17 protein-coding genes are annotated in these 15,756 nt (G+C 62.1%); 7 read left to right on the top strand and 10 right to left on the bottom strand.

Annotated elements, in window-relative coordinates; translation table 11 throughout:
* Positions 1-153 precede the first annotated feature (153 nt).
* From RYZ20_RS12245 to RYZ20_RS12235, 3 genes are all read left to right on the top strand, one after another.
* A complete protein-coding gene (locus tag RYZ20_RS12245) occupies positions 154-2,058 on the top strand; it encodes a PAS-domain containing protein (protein ID WP_317673885.1) in 1,905 nt (634 codons plus the stop codon).
* Complete coding sequence (locus RYZ20_RS12240) at positions 2,055-2,762, top strand: response regulator transcription factor (RefSeq protein ID WP_317673883.1); 708 nt, start codon at positions 2,055-2,057, stop codon at positions 2,760-2,762. Before RYZ20_RS12245 ends, RYZ20_RS12240 begins: the two co-directional genes overlap by 4 nt.
* A gap of 66 nt (positions 2,763-2,828) precedes the next feature.
* A complete protein-coding gene (locus RYZ20_RS12235) occupies positions 2,829-3,068 on the top strand; it encodes a WGR domain-containing protein (protein WP_317673881.1) in 240 nt (79 codons plus the stop codon).
* A gap of 4 nt (positions 3,069-3,072) precedes the next feature.
* On the opposite strand, the gene RYZ20_RS12230 is transcribed toward RYZ20_RS12235, so the two are convergent.
* Together RYZ20_RS12230 and RYZ20_RS12225 are read right to left on the bottom strand one after the other, a co-directional pair.
* A complete protein-coding gene (locus RYZ20_RS12230; RefSeq protein WP_317673879.1) occupies positions 3,073-3,723 on the bottom strand; it encodes an RluA family pseudouridine synthase in 651 nt (216 codons plus the stop codon).
* A 36-nt stretch (positions 3,724-3,759) separates the two neighbouring features.
* Entirely contained in the window at positions 3,760-4,212 is a 453-nt protein-coding gene (locus RYZ20_RS12225; RefSeq protein WP_317673877.1) for a GAF domain-containing protein, read from the bottom strand.
* 151 nt (positions 4,213-4,363) lie between these two features.
* Here RYZ20_RS12225 and RYZ20_RS12220 point away from each other — a divergent pair, with 151 nt between their 5' ends.
* Positions 4,364-4,711, top strand: coding sequence for an STAS domain-containing protein (locus RYZ20_RS12220; RefSeq protein ID WP_317673875.1), 348 nt, complete (start codon positions 4,364-4,366; stop codon positions 4,709-4,711).
* Complete coding sequence (locus RYZ20_RS12215) at positions 4,701-5,198, top strand: ATP-binding protein (RefSeq protein WP_317673873.1); 498 nt, start codon at positions 4,701-4,703, stop codon at positions 5,196-5,198. The genes RYZ20_RS12220 and RYZ20_RS12215 overlap by 11 nt, the downstream gene beginning before the upstream one ends.
* An 11-nt stretch (positions 5,199-5,209) precedes the next feature.
* Here RYZ20_RS12215 and hspQ read toward each other — a convergent pair whose 3' ends face one another.
* Entirely contained in the window at positions 5,210-5,536 is a 327-nt protein-coding gene (hspQ, locus tag RYZ20_RS12210) for a heat shock protein HspQ (protein ID WP_317673871.1), read from the bottom strand.
* Between the two features lie 177 nt (positions 5,537-5,713).
* Between hspQ and RYZ20_RS12205 the strand changes: the two genes are divergently transcribed.
* Positions 5,714-6,292 (top strand): transglycosylase SLT domain-containing protein, encoded by a 579-nt coding sequence (locus RYZ20_RS12205; protein ID WP_317673869.1) that lies wholly within the window; start codon positions 5,714-5,716, stop codon positions 6,290-6,292.
* Here RYZ20_RS12205 and RYZ20_RS12200 read toward each other — a convergent pair whose 3' ends face one another.
* From RYZ20_RS12200 to RYZ20_RS12185, 4 genes are all read right to left on the bottom strand, one after another.
* Entirely contained in the window at positions 6,293-6,886 is a 594-nt protein-coding gene (locus RYZ20_RS12200; protein WP_317673867.1) for a LolA family protein, read from the bottom strand.
* A gap of 93 nt (positions 6,887-6,979) precedes the next feature.
* Complete coding sequence (locus RYZ20_RS12195; RefSeq protein WP_317673865.1) at positions 6,980-9,976, bottom strand: DNA translocase FtsK; 2,997 nt, start codon at positions 9,974-9,976, stop codon at positions 6,980-6,982.
* Between the two features lie 10 nt (positions 9,977-9,986).
* Positions 9,987-11,165, bottom strand: a complete 1,179-nt coding sequence (locus tag RYZ20_RS12190) for an aminotransferase class I/II-fold pyridoxal phosphate-dependent enzyme (protein ID WP_317674142.1) — start codon at positions 11,163-11,165, stop codon at positions 9,987-9,989.
* A 120-nt stretch (positions 11,166-11,285) separates the two neighbouring features.
* Positions 11,286-12,605, bottom strand: a complete 1,320-nt coding sequence (locus tag RYZ20_RS12185; protein WP_317673863.1) for an amidase — start codon at positions 12,603-12,605, stop codon at positions 11,286-11,288.
* Between the two features lie 97 nt (positions 12,606-12,702).
* Between RYZ20_RS12185 and RYZ20_RS12180 the strand changes: the two genes are divergently transcribed.
* Positions 12,703-13,929, top strand: a complete 1,227-nt coding sequence (locus tag RYZ20_RS12180) for an FAD-dependent monooxygenase (RefSeq protein WP_317673861.1) — start codon at positions 12,703-12,705, stop codon at positions 13,927-13,929.
* Here the strand turns inward: RYZ20_RS12180 and RYZ20_RS12175 are convergent, their stop codons facing one another.
* Genes RYZ20_RS12175 through RYZ20_RS12165 form a run of 3 tightly spaced genes read right to left on the bottom strand, consistent with a single transcriptional unit; the run spans position 13,930 to position 15,692 of the window.
* Positions 13,930-14,115 carry a Trm112 family protein gene (locus RYZ20_RS12175; RefSeq protein ID WP_317673859.1) on the bottom strand — a complete coding sequence of 62 codons (186 nt, stop codon included), beginning with the start codon at positions 14,113-14,115 and terminating at the stop codon, positions 13,930-13,932.
* Positions 14,112-14,750: an LON peptidase substrate-binding domain-containing protein gene (locus tag RYZ20_RS12170; protein ID WP_317673857.1), complete on the bottom strand. Its 639-nt coding sequence runs from the start codon at positions 14,748-14,750 to the stop codon at positions 14,112-14,114. The genes RYZ20_RS12175 and RYZ20_RS12170 overlap by 4 nt, the downstream gene beginning before the upstream one ends.
* A gap of 27 nt (positions 14,751-14,777) precedes the next feature.
* Entirely contained in the window at positions 14,778-15,692 is a 915-nt protein-coding gene (locus RYZ20_RS12165) for a tetratricopeptide repeat protein (protein WP_317673855.1), read from the bottom strand.
* Positions 15,693-15,756: the final 64 nt, after the last annotated feature.

Below are 15,756 nucleotides of genomic sequence, written 5' to 3'. Positions count from 1 at the left end.
GGGCGATTCCTCTCTCGCCCATTGCGTCACGGCGGCAGGTTCTCCGTCAAACATTTCCTGATTTTTTCGCGATTCTTACGAATTCTTACAGCGCGCATTCTGCGCTTTGCCCCCGCGTTTCAGGGTGTTAGCGATGGGGCAGGAGAGAATACCATGAGCACCGATAATTCACGCGAACGGCTAACGCGGGCAGGGCTGAACCTGATCCAGCAGGCGATCTCGATTTTCGATAGCGATCTGAAACTTGCGGTGTCGAACCGGCCCTATCAGCTCATGTTCAACCTGCCCGAGGCGCTAACCCGCCCCGGCACATCCTTCGAAGATACGATTCGGTTTCTGGTCGCACGCGGCGAATATGGCGAGGTGACCGACATCGAGGAATCGGTCGCGGCCCGCGTTGAACAGGCAAGCACCTTCAAGGCGCACTACATGGAGCGCACCCGCGCCAACGGTCGCACCATCGCCGTTGAGGGTGCGCCTCTGCCGCAAGGCGGGTGGGTGACGGTCTACACCGACATTACCGAGATCAAGCGGCAGGAATCGCTCTTGCGCGCGCGGTCCGAAGAACTCTCGGAGCAGGTTCTCGACCATGCCGAGGCGCTGGCGCAGGCGAACCGCGCGCTGGCCGCAACCAATGCCGCGCTTGAAGAGGCCAAGGCTGAAATCACCGCGATCGAGGCCCGCACCCGTCAGGTGACCGAGATGACGCCCGCGCATATCGCGCATATCAACCGCAATTACATCTACACCTTCTCGAACCGGCGGCTGTCCTCGGTGATGCCCGGCAGCGCCGCCGAGGTGATCGGCAAGCACGCGATCGAGGCTTTGGGCGAAGAGACCTTCCAGAAGATCAACCCCAGCTTCATCCGCGCCTTCAACGGCGAGGCCAGCGTTCTGGAAATCACCCACGAACCATCGGGCCGCCGCATCCGCATCGCGCTGACACCCGAGCGCGATAGCGACAGCGAGGTCTCGGGCCTCTTTATCCTCTCGACCGATGTCACCAGCGAAACACAGGCCCGCGCGGCGCTGTCACAGGCGTCCAAGCGCGAATTGGCGGCCAAGCTTAGCTCAGGTCTGGCGCATGATTTCGCGAACCTCTTGACAATTATCCTTGGCCTGCAAGGCCGGATCGAGCGGATGGAAGGGCTGCCCGACGAGGCAAAAGAGCTGGCCCATGCGACCTTGGCCGCAGCGCGGCGCGGCGGCACTCTGCTCGACCGGATCGCCGCGATTTCCGGCAAGCGCGAGCTGCGCCCGCAGGCGGTGGAACTGACGCCGCTGATCGAGGATCTGGCCGCGATGGCGCGCCCGACTTTGGGCGAGAACGTCAATCTGCAAACCACAATCGAGGGGCTGGACACGCCCGTTCTGCTTGACCCCGGTCCGCTTCAGGACAGCTTGCTGAACCTGCTTTTGAACGCGCGCGACGCGATGGCACCGGCGGGCGGCAAAATCGTGCTGGAGGCCCGTCCGGTTCAGGATACATGGATCGAGTTTTCCGCCGCCGATACCGGCCCCGGTTTCTCGCCCGAAGCTCTTGAGCGCGCGCTGGACCCGTTCTTCACCACCAAGGGCGGCGAAGGCTCGGGACTGGGGTTGTCGATGGTCTACGATCAGGCGAAACTCGCGGGCGGCTCGGTCAGGCTTGAGAACACCGGCATGGGCGCGCGCGTTGTAATGCGCCTGCCACTGCGCAAAGCCAAAGGCGCGCGCCCGATGCTGGTGCTGCTGGTCGAGGACAACGATACGATCCGCACCAATGTGCGCGACATGCTGACGGGGCTTGGCCATTCCGTGCTTGAGGCCGAGACGGTCGACGAGGCCACGGCGCTCAGCGATCTGCCCGAGGTGAAACTGGTGCTCTCTGACATCCAGCTTGCGGGCGAAGGCACTGGCGTCGATCTGGCCTTTGCCCTTGCGCAACGTCTTCCGGTGATCCTGATGACATCTCTGCCGCCGGGTGACATATTGCGCGCATCCGCCCCCTGCCCCGTGCTGCAAAAGCCCTTCTCGCAAGGCGAGCTTGCCGCCGTATTGTCCGGAGTCAGCCAATGACCAACCTGCCCCATGTCGCGATCCTCGATGACGAACCCGAGATCCGCAGGATGCTCTCGGACGCGCTGGAAGAGGCGGGCTTCCGCACCACCTGCTATGGCCGCGCGACCGAGTTCGAGGCGGGTCTCAAACGCACCGCCCCCGATGTCTGCCTTGTCGATCTGGGCCTGCCCGACAGGGACGGTCTGGCACTGGTGCACCGGCTGGCACTGGAATCGGGCGCCGCGATCATCATCATTTCGGGCCGCGCGCAGGTGCAGGACCGCGTCACGGGGCTCGAACTGGGGGCTGATGACTACATCATCAAACCCTTCGACCCGACCGAGGTCGTCGCCCGCATCCGCGCGCGCCTGCGCAAGGGGCGCACAGAAACCAGCGCCGCGCATATGGTCGCCTCATTCGCGGGCTGGCGCGCCCATTTCGACCGCTATGTTCTGGTCAACGAACGTGGCGAGGAAACCACCTTCAGCCATGCCGAGGGCGAGGTTCTGCGCCTTTTCCTTGAAAGCCCGAACCGCCTGATTACCCGCGCGCAGATGCAAGAAACCCTTGGCGGCGCGGCGGGCGAAAGCTTTGATCGCGCGATGGATGTGCGGATCTCGCGGCTGCGAACGAAACTGGGTGAAGACCCGAAAAACCCTAAGCTTATCAAGACGATCTACGGGGCGGGATATATTTTCCTCGGCGATGTCGGCTGGAGTTGAAAACCCTCTGGACCTTGGCGCGCCGATCTGATTCTCTGGGCAGGCTTTCCGGGGGGAAACACTGCCATGCTCAATCTGCTCCTTCATCGGCCGCGCGGGTTCAACTTCTACCGCGTTGAAGTCACCGACAACCTGTTCGGCGAATATCTTGTCATGCGCGAATGGGGACGACGCGGGCGGGCCGCAGGGATGCGCAGCACATGGTTTTCCAATCTGCGCGATGCGGCTATGGCCGCCGACCTCTGGCGCAGGCGCGCGCAACGCAGGGGCTACGCCCTGACCGAACAGCGCTACGCCGAGCGATAACCCCCTAGAACGGACACTCGGCCCTGAAGCTCAGGTGCTGCCCGCCATCGGGATGGCGGAACTTCAGCATCTCTGCGTGCAGCATCAGGCGCGGGAAATCGCGCGCAAGGCCTTCGGCATAGAGCGGATCACCAAGGATCGGGTGGCCTAGCTCCATCATATGCACCCGCAACTGGTGCGAGCGCCCCGTCACCGGCATCAGGCGAATGCGGGTATTCCCGCCCTCATGGCGCATCACCCGCCAATCGGTCTGCGCCGGACGCCCGTGTTCGTGGTTCACATGCTGGCGCGGACGGTTGGGCCAGTCGACGCAAAGCGGTAGATCAACCCGCCCCTCTTTTTCGGCCAGCTCCCCCCACAAGAGCGCCTGATAGGTTTTCTTGGTTTGGCGATTTTCGAACTGCAAGCCCAGATGGCGTTGCGCATGGGGCGTCAGCGCAAAGACCATCACGCCCGAGGTATCGGTATCCAGCCGGTGCACCAGCAGCACCTCCGGGTAGATTTTCGCCAGCCGCGCGATCAGGCAATCGGCCTTGTCCGGCCCCTTGCCGGGAACGGACAACAGCCCCGCCTGCTTGTCGACCACAAGGATTTCGTGATCCGCATGAAGGATGCGCGGTGGCTCGGTCGGTGGATCGTAGCGATACTCTGTCATAGCAGCGGCATGGCGGCACCAGCGCCCTTCGTCAAGTCAGAGCGCACCAAATACATCGGCCAAAAGCCGTTCCAGCGCAGCCGCGTCCTCTGCGGTAAAGGCGTCGGGCTGATTGCTGTCGATGTCCAGCACGCCGATCAGGCCACGGCGCGCATTGACCGGGATCACCAGCTCGGACCGCGTGCTGGAGGCGCAGGCGATATGCCCCGGAAATGCATCGACATCCGGCACAAGCTGGGTTTTTCCGGTGCGCGCGGCAGCACCACAAACACCCTTGGAGAACGGGATCACAAGGCAGCCGTGCCCCCCTTGATATGGCCCGATTTTCAGAACTTCAGGCGCCACCACCCGATAGAACCCCGTCCAGTCGAACCGGTCGTCGGCATGATGTATCTCGCAGGCCAGCGTCGCCATCAGCGACACCTCATCGGTCTCGCCCGCGACAAGCGCCTGAACCGTGCGTTCAAGATCGGGGTAAGTGACGCGCATGATGCTCTCCTGCCGGTTGGTGACGCCATTTTTCATCACGCGCCCCGCCCGCGCGCAAGCCCGCTGTCGCAGTAAATCCGGCTTTGGATACGCTTTGGTAAGCTTTGCGCCGTAGCCTTGTCGGAAATATCTCCGCAGGAGCCAGTGAGTAATGAATTTATCCGCAGAAGCCCGCGCCGGTGCGCTTGTCGTCTACGTCGGAGAAGAGCGTCTTGATGCCGCCATCGCGATCCGGTTCAAGGACCGGATGCGCGAGATCACGCAGCAGCCCTCTCGCCGCGTTATCCTGGATATGTCGCGCATCGACTTTCTGGACAGCTCGGGGTTGGGGGCGGTGGTTGCCGTGATGAAATCGCTGGCGCCGACACGTTCGCTCGAACTGGCGGGGTTGACGCCGAATGTCGCCAAGGTGTTCCGCCTGACCCGGATGGACAGCGTCTTCCCGATCCATGAGACCATCGAAGCCGCGACGAGCGAAGGGGTGCGCCATGCAGGTTGACCGCTCGGCACGCTTCGGCGATGCAGCAAAACGCGAGCGACCTGAAGCGCAGATTTTTCATCACAGCTTTCCGGCCGACCCTCTGTCGGTGCGCACCGCCCTGCGCGCGGCCATCGCCCGCTTCATGCGCCAGCTAACCGCTGACGAGGCCGGCACGCTTGAACTGATCCTCGCCGAGGTGCTGAACAATATCGTCGAACACAGCTACGGCGAGGACGGGGTCGGAACGATCACCCTTTCGATGGTGCGCGACCGTCGCGGTCTGAGCTGTTCGGTCAGTGACGACGGGGTGGCGCTTCCGATGGGCTGCCTGCGCGCGCCCGATCCCGCACTCTCGTCACGACCCGAGCCCGCCGAACTACCGGAAGGTGGCTTTGGCTGGTTTCTCATCAGGGATCTGGCCGAGGATCTGGGCTACCGACGCGAAAATGATCGCAACCTTCTGGCCTTCCGCCTGCCTCTGGGCATCACCGAAAACCCGGGCTGACCGCGCTGCCCCTAATTTAGTTGAAATTGCAGCGGGTAACGCCCGTCCTCAAAATCGCCGAACAAATCCTGCAAATCGGGATGTTCGACCGGCTCGCCCGAGTAATCCGCAATCAGGTTTTGCTCGGACACATAAGCGACGTAGTAGCTATTATCGTTTTCAGCCAGAAGATGATAAAACGGCTGGTCTTTCACAGGGCGGCTGTCCTCGGGAATGGCGTCATACCATTCCTGAGTGTTCGAAAACATCGCATCGACATCGAAAACAACACCGCGAAACGGATGCTTGCGGTGCCGAACGATCTGACCGATGTGGTATTTCGCGCGTGTGTGCTGCATCTCACCCCTCGTTTAGTCGTTACTAATCTTTCACCAAGATGCTGTCCATATTTCTGCCACAAAATCGCCGGAAACAAACTGTGGTTATCCCGCCAACAGTTCCAAGATCAGGTGTTTCAACGCCGGACATTTTCCGCTAAAATGGCTTAAAAATAATAGCCTTTAATGAGCTGAGCAGTGAAAAAGATCATCATTCTTGTGACTACGGCGCTGGTTCTGGCGTCCTGCGGGGGCGGTTCAAAAGCCCCTAGAAATCTGGATAACGCATGTGCACTGGCGCGGGAAAAGCCATCGTATTACTCCGCGATGAAACGCAGCGAGCGCGAATGGGGCGTGCCCGTTCATGTGCTGATGGCGACGATCCATCAGGAATCACGCTTTGTCTCGAATGCAAAGACCCCGCATAAATATGCGCTCGGGATCATCCCGCTCGGTCGGCAAAGCTCGGCCTATGGCTATAGTCAGGCGCTCGACGCGACGTGGGACGAATACCGCCGCGCGACGCGCAGCTATGGCGCCAAACGCAACCGTTTCTCGGACGCCAGCGATTTCATGGGCTGGTATATGAGCGTCTCGTCGGAACAGCTGGGCATTTCCAAAGCAGACGCCCGCAGCCAGTATCTTGCCTATCACGAAGGCCGAGGCGGTTTCGCGCGAGGAACCTATGCGTCGAAAGGCTGGCTTCTGGATGTGGCCAACAAGGTCGCCGCCCGTGCCGAGATGTATCGCCAGCAACTCCGTTCCTGCGGCAAATAACTACTTGCGCGCCTCAATCTCGGCAGGGATCGAGAACATTCTCGATCCCAACGAAACGCCGGTTTGGAGAGCGCCCAGAATGACCGTTGTTTTCGATCCGCTGTCGTCGGTGATTACCCACTGACGCAGTTCGGTTGGCGCGCCGGTGAAGATCAGCTCGATCGTCCCGTATTCCGGGTGCTCGGGGTCTTGCGCCGTTACGCTGGTTTTCGCACCATTTTCGGAATGCCCCACCACCATCTTGTTGCGCGACAGATCGACATTCGCAGCCAGTATCAGATTAAGCGGTGTTTTCGACAGCGGATACTGCTCGGGGCCGAGGTTCGACTTCGGATCGAAAATCGCGACCTGAGAGCCCCCCGCCATCACCAGCGTCTTGTCGGGCGGAGCATATTCGAAGCGCGCACGACCGGGCCGCTTGATGAACAGTTTGCCGGTCGAGATCGTGCCATCCGAATTGACCTGCGTGAATTCGGCCTCGGCGGTTTGCAACTCATTCAGATAACGCGACAATTCCCCAAGCGTGATCCTCTCCGCAAAGGCGGGCGTCGACAGGGCAACAAGGGCGGGCAAGACAAAACGAAGTATTTTCATAGGGCCAATCTACGCGCTCGCAGGAAATAGGAAAGCCCCGCCATTTCACATTTGGCGGGGCTTTACATCACGCTTTCGCGGGAATTGTTTCGCTTATTGCTCGGGCACAAGGATCTCGCGCTTGCCGACATGGTTGGCTGGCGACACGACGCCTTGGTCTTCCATCTGCTCGACCAGACGCGCGGCCTTGTTATAGCCGATGCCCAGTTTGCGCTGGATATACGACGTCGAGCATTTGCGATCCTTGATCACAATCCCAACCGCCTGATCGTAAAGCGCGTCCTCACCCGAGGTGTTCCCGCCCGAGTTCAGGCCAAGAACCGCGTCGATGTCGGCCTCTTTATCCTCGTCCGGGCCTTCGACCACGCCCGACATATATTCGGGCGGTCCAAAGCTCTTGAGGTGGTTAACGATTTCCTCGACCTCTTCGTCCGACACGAACGGCCCGTGACAACGGGTGATCTTGCCGCCGCCCGCCATGTAAAGCATGTCGCCCATGCCCAAAAGCTGCTCGGCACCCATCTCGCCCAAGATCGTGCGGCTGTCGATTTTCGACGTTACCTGGAACGAGATCCGCGTCGGGAAGTTCGCCTTGATCGTGCCGGTAATCACGTCAACCGACGGACGCTGCGTCGCCATGATCAGGTGGATGCCCGAGGCGCGCGCCATCTGGGCCAGACGCTGGATGCAGGCTTCGATCTCTTTGCCCGCGACCATCATCAGATCGGCCATTTCGTCCACGATCACCACGATATAGGGGATCGTGGCGGGCTGGAATTCTTCGGTTTCAAAGATCGGCTCGCCGGTGTCCTCGTCAAATCCGGTCTGCACGGTGCGCTTGAACATCTCGCCTTTGGCCAGGCTTTCCTTCACGCGACCGTTGTAGCCCTCGATGTTGCGAACGCCCATCTTCGACATCTTGCGATAGCGCTCTTCCATCTCGGCGACGACCCATTTGAGCGCAACAACCGCCTTCTTGGGATCGGTCACAACCGGCGACAGAAGGTGCGGGATGCCGTCATAGACCGACAGTTCCAGCATCTTCGGGTCGATCATGATCAGGCGGCATTCTTCGGGCGACAGCTTATACAGCAGCGACAGGATCATCGTGTTGATCGCCACCGATTTGCCCGAGCCCGTGGTCCCTGCGATCAGGAGGTGGGGCATCTTGGCAAGGTTCGCCACCATTGGTTCGCCGCCGATGTCTTTACCCAGAGCAAGCGGCAACTTCATGTTGCTGTCGCCAAAATCACGCGCAGACAGGATCTCGCGCAGCACAACCTTTTCGCGATGCGCGTTCGGCAGTTCGATCCCGATAACCGAACGCCCCGGAACCGTCGACACACGCGCCGACAGCGCCGACATCGAGCGCGCAATATCGTCGGCCAGACCTATCACGCGGCTGGCTTTCAGGCCCGGCGCGGGTTCAAGTTCATACATGGTAACCACGGGGCCGGGACGGACCGAGACGATCTCGCCCTTGACGCCATAGTCGTCGAGCACGTTTTCAAGCATCCGCGCGTTCTCTTCCAGCGCCTCATCCGAGAGCTGGTGACGCTCGATGCTGACGGGATTCATCAGCAGGGAAAGCGGCGGGATTTCATAGGCGGGATGGGCCTTTTGCTCCAGCGCGAGGCGCGGCTGCGCCTCTTCCATTGCGCGGCGCGAGGGCGCAATCGGCTTCACCTGCGGCATAACCACACGGCGTTGCTCGGGCTTCTGGATGACCTGACGGTTCAGCTCCATCCGCGCGGGGGCGGCAGGAATTTCATGATCCTCGGGGAAGTAATCGTCCTCGACAAAGGCCTCATCCGCATAGCCGTCGCCTTCATAGGCGAAGGCCTGCGCGTCGAAATCATCCTCGGCATAAAGCGCGGGCGCCTCGTCCCATTCGGGCGCGGGGGCGTAGTCCATGACCGGCTCTTGCGGCATCGGCTGCGCGGCAAGGCGCGGTTCGACGCGGGTTTCGGTCTGGCGCAGCGTTTGCGGCGCGCGCGGGCCAAGGGCAAGGCGTTTGGCAACGGCCGCCAGAACCGAGGGCGGCGCGGGCAATTCTTCGGGCGCGCGTTCGGGCAAGGGCACATAGGCTTCGGCGCTGACCGGAGGCTCGGCGCGCAACTGGCGCTGCTGCACGGCCTGCGAAATGCGCGCGCGGATGCGTTCTTGCGTGGGCGCATCGGTTTCGGGCAACCATGCTGCTTGCGTCTCGACCAGTTCCGGCTCCAGCTCTTCGAAGACCTCTTCGGACTGCTGCGGGCGGATGATCCGCGACAAAAGCGAGCCACGCTCGACCGGTTCGGGGTGATAAGCGGGCTGCCATTCCTGGGCTTGGGCCCGCTGCGCCTCCCATGCCGCCCATTCTTCGGCGGCGGCGGCTTTCTCGGCACGGCGCTGGCGCTGATGCTCGGCGGCACTGCGCGCAGCCATAACCGAGGCAGAGGCGCCCTTACCCAGAAGCGTCATCAGGCTGGCATAAACCGCCACCGTGCCCAAAAGCATGAAACGCACAATCGCGCGGATTTCGGTTTTCACGAACCCAAGAACAAACGCGCCGACAACCAGCGTCAGCGCAGCAAACAGAACGGTAATCAGGTTCAACCCGAGGCTCCCCGACACCGGCGACATCCCCCAGACCGAGCCCGCAATCATATCGCCGAAATTACCGCCAAGACCAAAGGTCTGGCCCCAATCCGTACCCGGTTCCAAGAGCGAGGCATAAACCGACGCCATCGCTACCCCGATCGGGAAAAAGATCGCGCGACCGCCGATCCGCTCTTCACCGCGATGCAGCACAAACCGCCCGCCCCAGATCACAAGCGCGGCGGGCAGCAGCCACGCGCCATGCCCGACGATCACCATCAACGGCGAGGCAATCCCTGCCCCGATGCGCCCCAGCCAGTTCTGCGCCGCCTCGTCCGAGGCCGCCATCCAGCTCGGGTCGGTCGGCGCATAGCTGGCCAGCATCATCGCGGCCAGAACACCCAGAAAAATCAGAACCCCGCCAAGGAGTTCCTTGCCGCGCCGCTCCAGAAGCGCCTGAGTGTTCTGATCCAGTAGCGGGTCACGCTGCCGAGCCTGGAAGGATGCCATCTTACCGTCCTCACGCATAGATACAGTCGCGGAGTGTTTCCAAGCCACGCTGCGTTTCTTCTTTTGGGGCGACCAAAGCCACCCGGATATAATTCTTGCCGGGGTTATAGCCGTCCACGTCCCGTGCGAGATACGCACCGGGAAGCACCCGAACCCCCGTTTCTTGCCACAATTTCAGGGCTGCTGCTTCGCCATCGTCAACAGGCAGCCACAGGAAAAACCCGCCTTCGGGAAGGGTAAAGCCCTGCATCCCCGAAAATACCGCTGCCGCGATGTCGTATTTCTCGGCGTAAAGCGCGCGGTTCTCGATAACATGGGTCTCATCCGCCCAAACCCGCGCCGAAACCGCCTGAATCGGCATCGGCAAAGGGGCGCCCGCATAGGCGCGCAACTGGCGGATGCGTTGGATATTTTTCGGCCCCGAAGCCACAAAGCCAGACCGCAGCCCCGGCAGGTTCGACCGCTTGGACAGCGAATGGAAAATCGCCACACGCTCGGGGTCATGGCCCATCTCGGCGGAGACTTGCATCGCACCGGGGGGCGGCGCGGAACGCCAGATCTCGGAATAACATTCATCGGCAAAGACGATGAAATCGTGCTTCTCGGCCAGCGCCAGCAGGTCGGCCAGATACGCGCGCGAGGCAATCGCGCCTTGCGGGTTCGAGGGCGAGCACAAATAGGCAATCGTCACGCGGTCCAGCACCTCGGCAGGCAGGCTTGCGTAATCGGGCAGGAAGCCGGTCTCCGCGCCCGCAGGCACAAAAATCGGCTCGGCCCCAATGGTCACGGCAGCCACCGCATAGACCTGATAAAACGGGTTCGGAATAAGGATCGCGGGCTTTTTGCCGTTTTTCGTCTCGGGGCAAAGCGCAATCGCCGCATTGAACAGCCCCTCGCGCGTGCCGTTCAGCGCCATGATCCGGTCAGCCGAAACATCAACCGAGAAGCGGCGCCCCAACCAGCCTGAAATCGCGCCCAATAGCTCGGGCGAACCTTCATTTGTGGGATACTTCGCGAACCCCAACAGATTATCCGCCAGCACTTCGCCCACGAACGCAGGCATCGGATGGCGTGGCTCGCCAATGGTCATCGCAATCGGCTCGCCGCCCGGAGCGTGCGAGTCAAGCAGCGTCCGCAGCCGCGGAAACGCGTATTCGGGCAGGTTCGAGAACCGCTCGGGATAATCCATATGTGCCTCATTCGCCGGGGTCATTTCGCCCCGTTATTGAGACCACGTTACAAAAGAGCCTCCCGCTCGTCCAGAAAAAGCGATGAATCCCCGCAACTTGTTCGCACAAAATGTTGCATTTCAGCCAAGCGCGGCCTCAGCAGCTATGCCAAGACGCAACAACCGGTCCTCTTGCATGGGCGCAGCCATAAGGCTGATACCGGTTGCCGGATAGCCCGTCGGCAGGGTCAGAACGCACAGGCCAAAGATATTGCCGATGCGGGTATTGCGCAGTGCAAGCAGGTTTTCACTTTCGAAATAGGCCCGATCCGACAAAAGCCGTTCCGCATCGGGCGGCAGGATCGGCGCGGTCGGCACCAGCACCGCGTCATAGCCCGCCGTCGCCTCCCAATAGGCTTCGCGGTAGCGGTGCAGATCGTCCCAGCCCTTCACATAATCCGCCGCCGAGACCCCTGCCCCGCCACGAAACCTCTCGCGGATCAGCGCATACATCTTGTCGGGATTGGCCTCGATCACATCACGCCAAAGCCCATAAGCCTCTGGTGCAAAAAGAATACCTGACAGGTCCATCGCAGGCGCCACCATCGGCAAGGCGCCGCGTTCGACCGCCGCACCAGCCTTTTCAAACCGCGCGACAGCCTCTTCAAACCCCTGCACAGGGGCCGCGCGCGTGCCTTCAAACGGCAGCCCCTCCAGCACCAGAAGCCGCGCACCTTGCAACGAGGCATCGCGCAGATCGGGGCAATTGCGCCCTTCCATCACCGCCAGAAGATGGGCGCAATCCTCGACCTTGCGCGCCAGCGGTCCGACCGTATCAAAGCGTTTGCACAGGGGCACAACACCGCGCGTGGACAGCCGCCCATGCGTGGTTTTCAGCCCGACAAGATCATTCCACGCCGATGGAATGCGCACCGACCCTCCCGTATCCGACCCAATCGCCGCCGCAGCCAAGCCCATCGCCACCGACACCGCCGCCCCCGACGAAGACCCGCCGGGCGCAAGGCGAGGATCGTGGACATTGGGCGGCGTCGCGGTCGAAGGGTTCACGCCCAACCCCGAAAACGCCAGCTCGGTCATATGCGTTTTGCCAAGACACACCGTGCCCGCCAGCGTCGCTGCTGCCAGCACCTCGGCATCCGCCTCGGGCACACGCCCCTCCAAAAGCCTCGATCCCGCTTCGGTCGCAACACCGGCGCTGTCGAACAGATCCTTCCAGCTGATCGCCACCCCGTCCAGCGGCCCGCGCAATACCCCCTGGCGCGCGCGCCGATGTGCCGCCAGCGCCTCGGAACGGGCACGATCAGGGGTGAGGCGCGCATAAATCCGCGCGCCTTCGTCACTCGCTGCGGCCTCAAGATAGGCTTCGACCTGCTCGACCGGATCAAGTTTCCCCGCAGCGATCAACCGGCCCTGCTCGGCCGCGCCCAAATTGCGTGTCATCGCACATCCCCTTTGTTTCGCCACAGCTAGCCAGAGCGCGCGCCCCGTGGCAATCCCGCCGATGGACAATTGCCCCGCAAGCGCCATATTGGGGCGCATGAAATATGATTCCGACGTGATTATCGCAGGTGGTGGGCTGAACGGCCCTGCCTTGGCTTTGGCGCTGGCCCAATCGGGGCTGCGGGTTTGCGTGATCGACGCCGCCCCCGCCCGCCAACGCGCGGCGGATGCCTTTGACGGGCGCGCCTACGCGCTGGCACTGGCCTCGAAAAAGCTTTTGGATGCGATTGGAGTCTGGCCCTCGGTTGCGGCGAACGCCCAGCCGATGATGGAGGTCAAAGCCGCCGACGGGCACGCAGGCGAAGGCGCCGCGCCGTATTTCCTGCATTTCGATGCGCGCGAGCTGGACCAAGCCCCTGTCGGGTTCATGCTGGAGGATCGTTTCCTGTATCGCGCCTTCCTTGATGCGATGGAGGCGAACCCTGCAATCACGCTGATCAACGAAACATCCGTCGTCGCCCAAGACGCGCAGCCCGGCGCGGTCGCGGTAACGCTCTCCGACGGGCGGGTGCTGCGCGCGAAACTACTGGTCGGCGCGGACGGGCGCCGCTCGGGCGTGGCGGAACGCGCGGGCATCGGGCGCGAAGGCTGGGACTATGGCCAGACCGCGCTGGTCGCCGCGATTGACCATGAAAAGCCGCATAACGGCGTTGCCCACCAGTTCTTCATGACCTCGGGACCGCTGGCGATCCTGCCTCTGCCCGGCAACCGCTCGTCGATTGTCTGGAGCGAAACCCGCGAGAATGCGGCAACAATTTCAGCGCTGGATGACGAGGATTTTCTGGCTGTCCTGCGCCCGCGCTTTGGCGATTTTCTGGGTGAGATCACGCTCGCCGGTCCGCGCTTCAGCTACCCGCTGAACCTGACACTTGCGCGCGCCTATGCTGCCGCCCGCGTGGCGCTGATTGGCGATGCCGCGCATGGCGTGCACCCGATCGCGGGACAGGGGTTGAACCTTGGTTTGCGCGATGTCGCGGCGCTTGCCGAAATTCTGGTCGAGGCCATGCGGCGCGGCGAGGACATCGGCGCGATTGACGTGCTGGAGCGCTATCAGGGCTGGCGGCGGTTCGATTCCACCTCGCTTGCGCTTGGGATGGACACGGTCAACAAGCTGTTTTCGAACAACAATCCGCTGCTGCGCGCGGGGCGCGACCTTGGCATGGGGCTGGTGAATGCAGTGCCTGCGCTGCGTCAGGGCTTTATGCGTCAGGCGGCGGGGCTGTCCGGCCCCCTGCCCCGCCTGATGCAAGGGCGCAAGATCTGATCACTCCAGCGCGCGGGCCTCGTCGGCCAGCAGGATCGGGATGCCGCCACGGATCGGGAAGGCCAGATTAGCCGCTTTCGAGACCAGTTCCTCGCGCTCGGCATCATAGCGCAGCGTGGTTTGCGTCAACGGGCACACCAGCGCCTCAAGCATACGCCGGTCAAACAGCGGTTTCTTCTCGGTCATTGAAGGCTTTCCTCTCCACCGCCATGCAAGGCGTATTCCATAAGCGTTATCAACGTCTCGCGGCGCGTTTGCAGACAGGGCGCCTCAAGCAGCGCTTGCTTATCCTCGGCATCCAGCGGCAACAGCATCGACAGCGAGTTGATCAGCAACTCGTCATCCGCGTCTTTCAGCGTATCCCAGTCGGTATCCAGACCGCGATGAATAAAGAACCGCGACAGAAGCTGGAAAAAACCGTCGCGTTCAAACCCCGTATCATGTTCGGGCGCGCCGATGTCTTTGGTAAAAGCCGCCCACGATACCGCCGCACGGATATAGGGGCTAAAGCCCGACAGCTCGCGCTGCACGCGGAACCGCGAAATCCCCGAGAGCGTAATCATATAGCGCCCGTCTTCGGTCTCGGAAAAGCCGGTCAGACGCCCCGCACAGCCAATCGCGCTTAGCCCCGGTTCGCCGTTGGGCATATTGCGCGGCTGGATCATCCCGATCAGCCGATGCGAGGTTTTCATGCAATCCTCAAGCATCTGCAAATAACGCGGCTCGAAGATATGCAAAGGGAGCCTCCCCCGCGGCAAGAGCAACGCCCCTGTCAGCGGGAAAAGCGGGATCGTTTCGGGCAGGTCGCAATGGCTCAGCATGAAGCGAAACCTAGCGCAGTTCGCGGCTCAGGCAAATATCATCGACGAAAGACGACGGCGGCCCTTTTGCGCAATCGGGTCGTTCGCCTTCAACGCGTCGAAGATGACAAAAAGCTGCGCCTTTGCGGCGCCGTCATTCCACTCGCGGTCACGGCGGAAGAGGTCCAGCAATTGCTCGACCGCATCCTCCACCCGGCCCGCCGCATGAAGCGCCTGCGCATAGTCAAAGCGCGCCTGATGATCTTCGGGGTTCGCGTTGATCGCGGCTTCCAGCTCTCCCAAGGGGCCAGCGTCAGCCGCTTGCAGCGCGAGCTGAAGTTGCGCTTTGGCCGCCTCGAAGGGCGCGGACCCCGCGACGGGCGCAGGCGCGCCCTCAACCAAGGCCTGCGCCTTGTCAACATCGCCCAACGCGATCGTTGCGCGCAGAAGCCCGCCATAGGCTTCGGCGTTTTCAGGCTCTTCCTCAAGCACGGCTGCAAAGGTCTCGGCCGCGTCTTGCGCCGCGCCTTCGCCGAGCATTTCTTCGGCCGCAGCAACCGCCGCCGCCAGACCGCCATCGTCGCCCATCGCCACAAGCTTATCGACGAATTTCTTCAACTCTGAGGCCGGCAGCGCGCCTTGGAACATATCGACCGGGCGCCCTTCGACAAAGGCCACAACCGTCGGGATCGACTGGAGCGGCAATCCCTGCTGTGCCAGCGCCGAAGCAAGGCGCTGGTTCTCGTCGACGTTGATCTTTGCCATCACGACCTTGCCTTTGACGGCATTCACAGCCGCTTCAAGCGCCGGGCCAAGCTGGCGGCACGGGCCACACCACGGTGCCCAGAAATCGACGATCACCGGAACGGTCTGCGATTTCTCGACGACATCGGCCATGAAGTTGGCTTCCGATACGTCGAACACGAATTCCGAATGCGGGGCGGGCTGGTCAGTTCCGAACATGGGCTGTCCTCTTGTCTCTCGGTTGCCCCCTATATGCGTCCGAAGCGGGGCCGCGCCAAGGGGG

The sequence above is a fragment of the Pseudothioclava alba genome, from assembly GCF_033100795.1.
Taxonomy (GTDB): Bacteria; Pseudomonadota; Alphaproteobacteria; order Rhodobacterales; family Rhodobacteraceae; genus Pseudothioclava.
Note: the sequence above shows the minus strand (reverse complement) of the source record. Positions and strands in the feature narration are given on the sequence as shown.

What these genes read in the sequence shown, in the direction of transcription:
- RYZ20_RS12245 (WP_317673885.1), top strand. Translation starts at nt 154, where the DNA reads ATGAGCACCGATAATTCACGCGAACGGCTAACGCGGGCAGGGCTGAAC.
- RYZ20_RS12240 (WP_317673883.1), top strand. Translation starts at nt 2,055, where the DNA reads ATGACCAACCTGCCCCATGTCGCGATCCTCGATGACGAACCCGAGATC.
- RYZ20_RS12235 (WP_317673881.1), top strand. Translation starts at nt 2,829, where the DNA reads ATGCTCAATCTGCTCCTTCATCGGCCGCGCGGGTTCAACTTCTACCGC.
- RYZ20_RS12230 (WP_317673879.1), bottom strand. Translation starts at nt 3,723, where the DNA reads ATGACAGAGTATCGCTACGATCCACCGACCGAGCCACCGCGCATCCTT.
- RYZ20_RS12225 (WP_317673877.1), bottom strand. Translation starts at nt 4,212, where the DNA reads ATGCGCGTCACTTACCCCGATCTTGAACGCACGGTTCAGGCGCTTGTC.
- RYZ20_RS12220 (WP_317673875.1), top strand. Translation starts at nt 4,364, where the DNA reads ATGAATTTATCCGCAGAAGCCCGCGCCGGTGCGCTTGTCGTCTACGTC.
- RYZ20_RS12215 (WP_317673873.1), top strand. Translation starts at nt 4,701, where the DNA reads ATGCAGGTTGACCGCTCGGCACGCTTCGGCGATGCAGCAAAACGCGAG.
- hspQ (WP_317673871.1), bottom strand. Translation starts at nt 5,536, where the DNA reads ATGCAGCACACACGCGCGAAATACCACATCGGTCAGATCGTTCGGCAC.
- RYZ20_RS12200 (WP_317673867.1), bottom strand. Translation starts at nt 6,886, where the DNA reads ATGAAAATACTTCGTTTTGTCTTGCCCGCCCTTGTTGCCCTGTCGACG.
- RYZ20_RS12195 (WP_317673865.1), bottom strand. Translation starts at nt 9,976, where the DNA reads ATGGCATCCTTCCAGGCTCGGCAGCGTGACCCGCTACTGGATCAGAAC.
- RYZ20_RS12190 (WP_317674142.1), bottom strand. Translation starts at nt 11,165, where the DNA reads ATGGATTATCCCGAGCGGTTCTCGAACCTGCCCGAATACGCGTTTCCG.
- RYZ20_RS12185 (WP_317673863.1), bottom strand. Translation starts at nt 12,605, where the DNA reads ATGACACGCAATTTGGGCGCGGCCGAGCAGGGCCGGTTGATCGCTGCG.
- RYZ20_RS12180 (WP_317673861.1), top strand. Translation starts at nt 12,703, where the DNA reads ATGAAATATGATTCCGACGTGATTATCGCAGGTGGTGGGCTGAACGGC.
- RYZ20_RS12175 (WP_317673859.1), bottom strand. Translation starts at nt 14,115, where the DNA reads ATGACCGAGAAGAAACCGCTGTTTGACCGGCGTATGCTTGAGGCGCTG.
- RYZ20_RS12170 (WP_317673857.1), bottom strand. Translation starts at nt 14,750, where the DNA reads ATGCTGAGCCATTGCGACCTGCCCGAAACGATCCCGCTTTTCCCGCTG.
- RYZ20_RS12165 (WP_317673855.1), bottom strand. Translation starts at nt 15,692, where the DNA reads ATGTTCGGAACTGACCAGCCCGCCCCGCATTCGGAATTCGTGTTCGAC.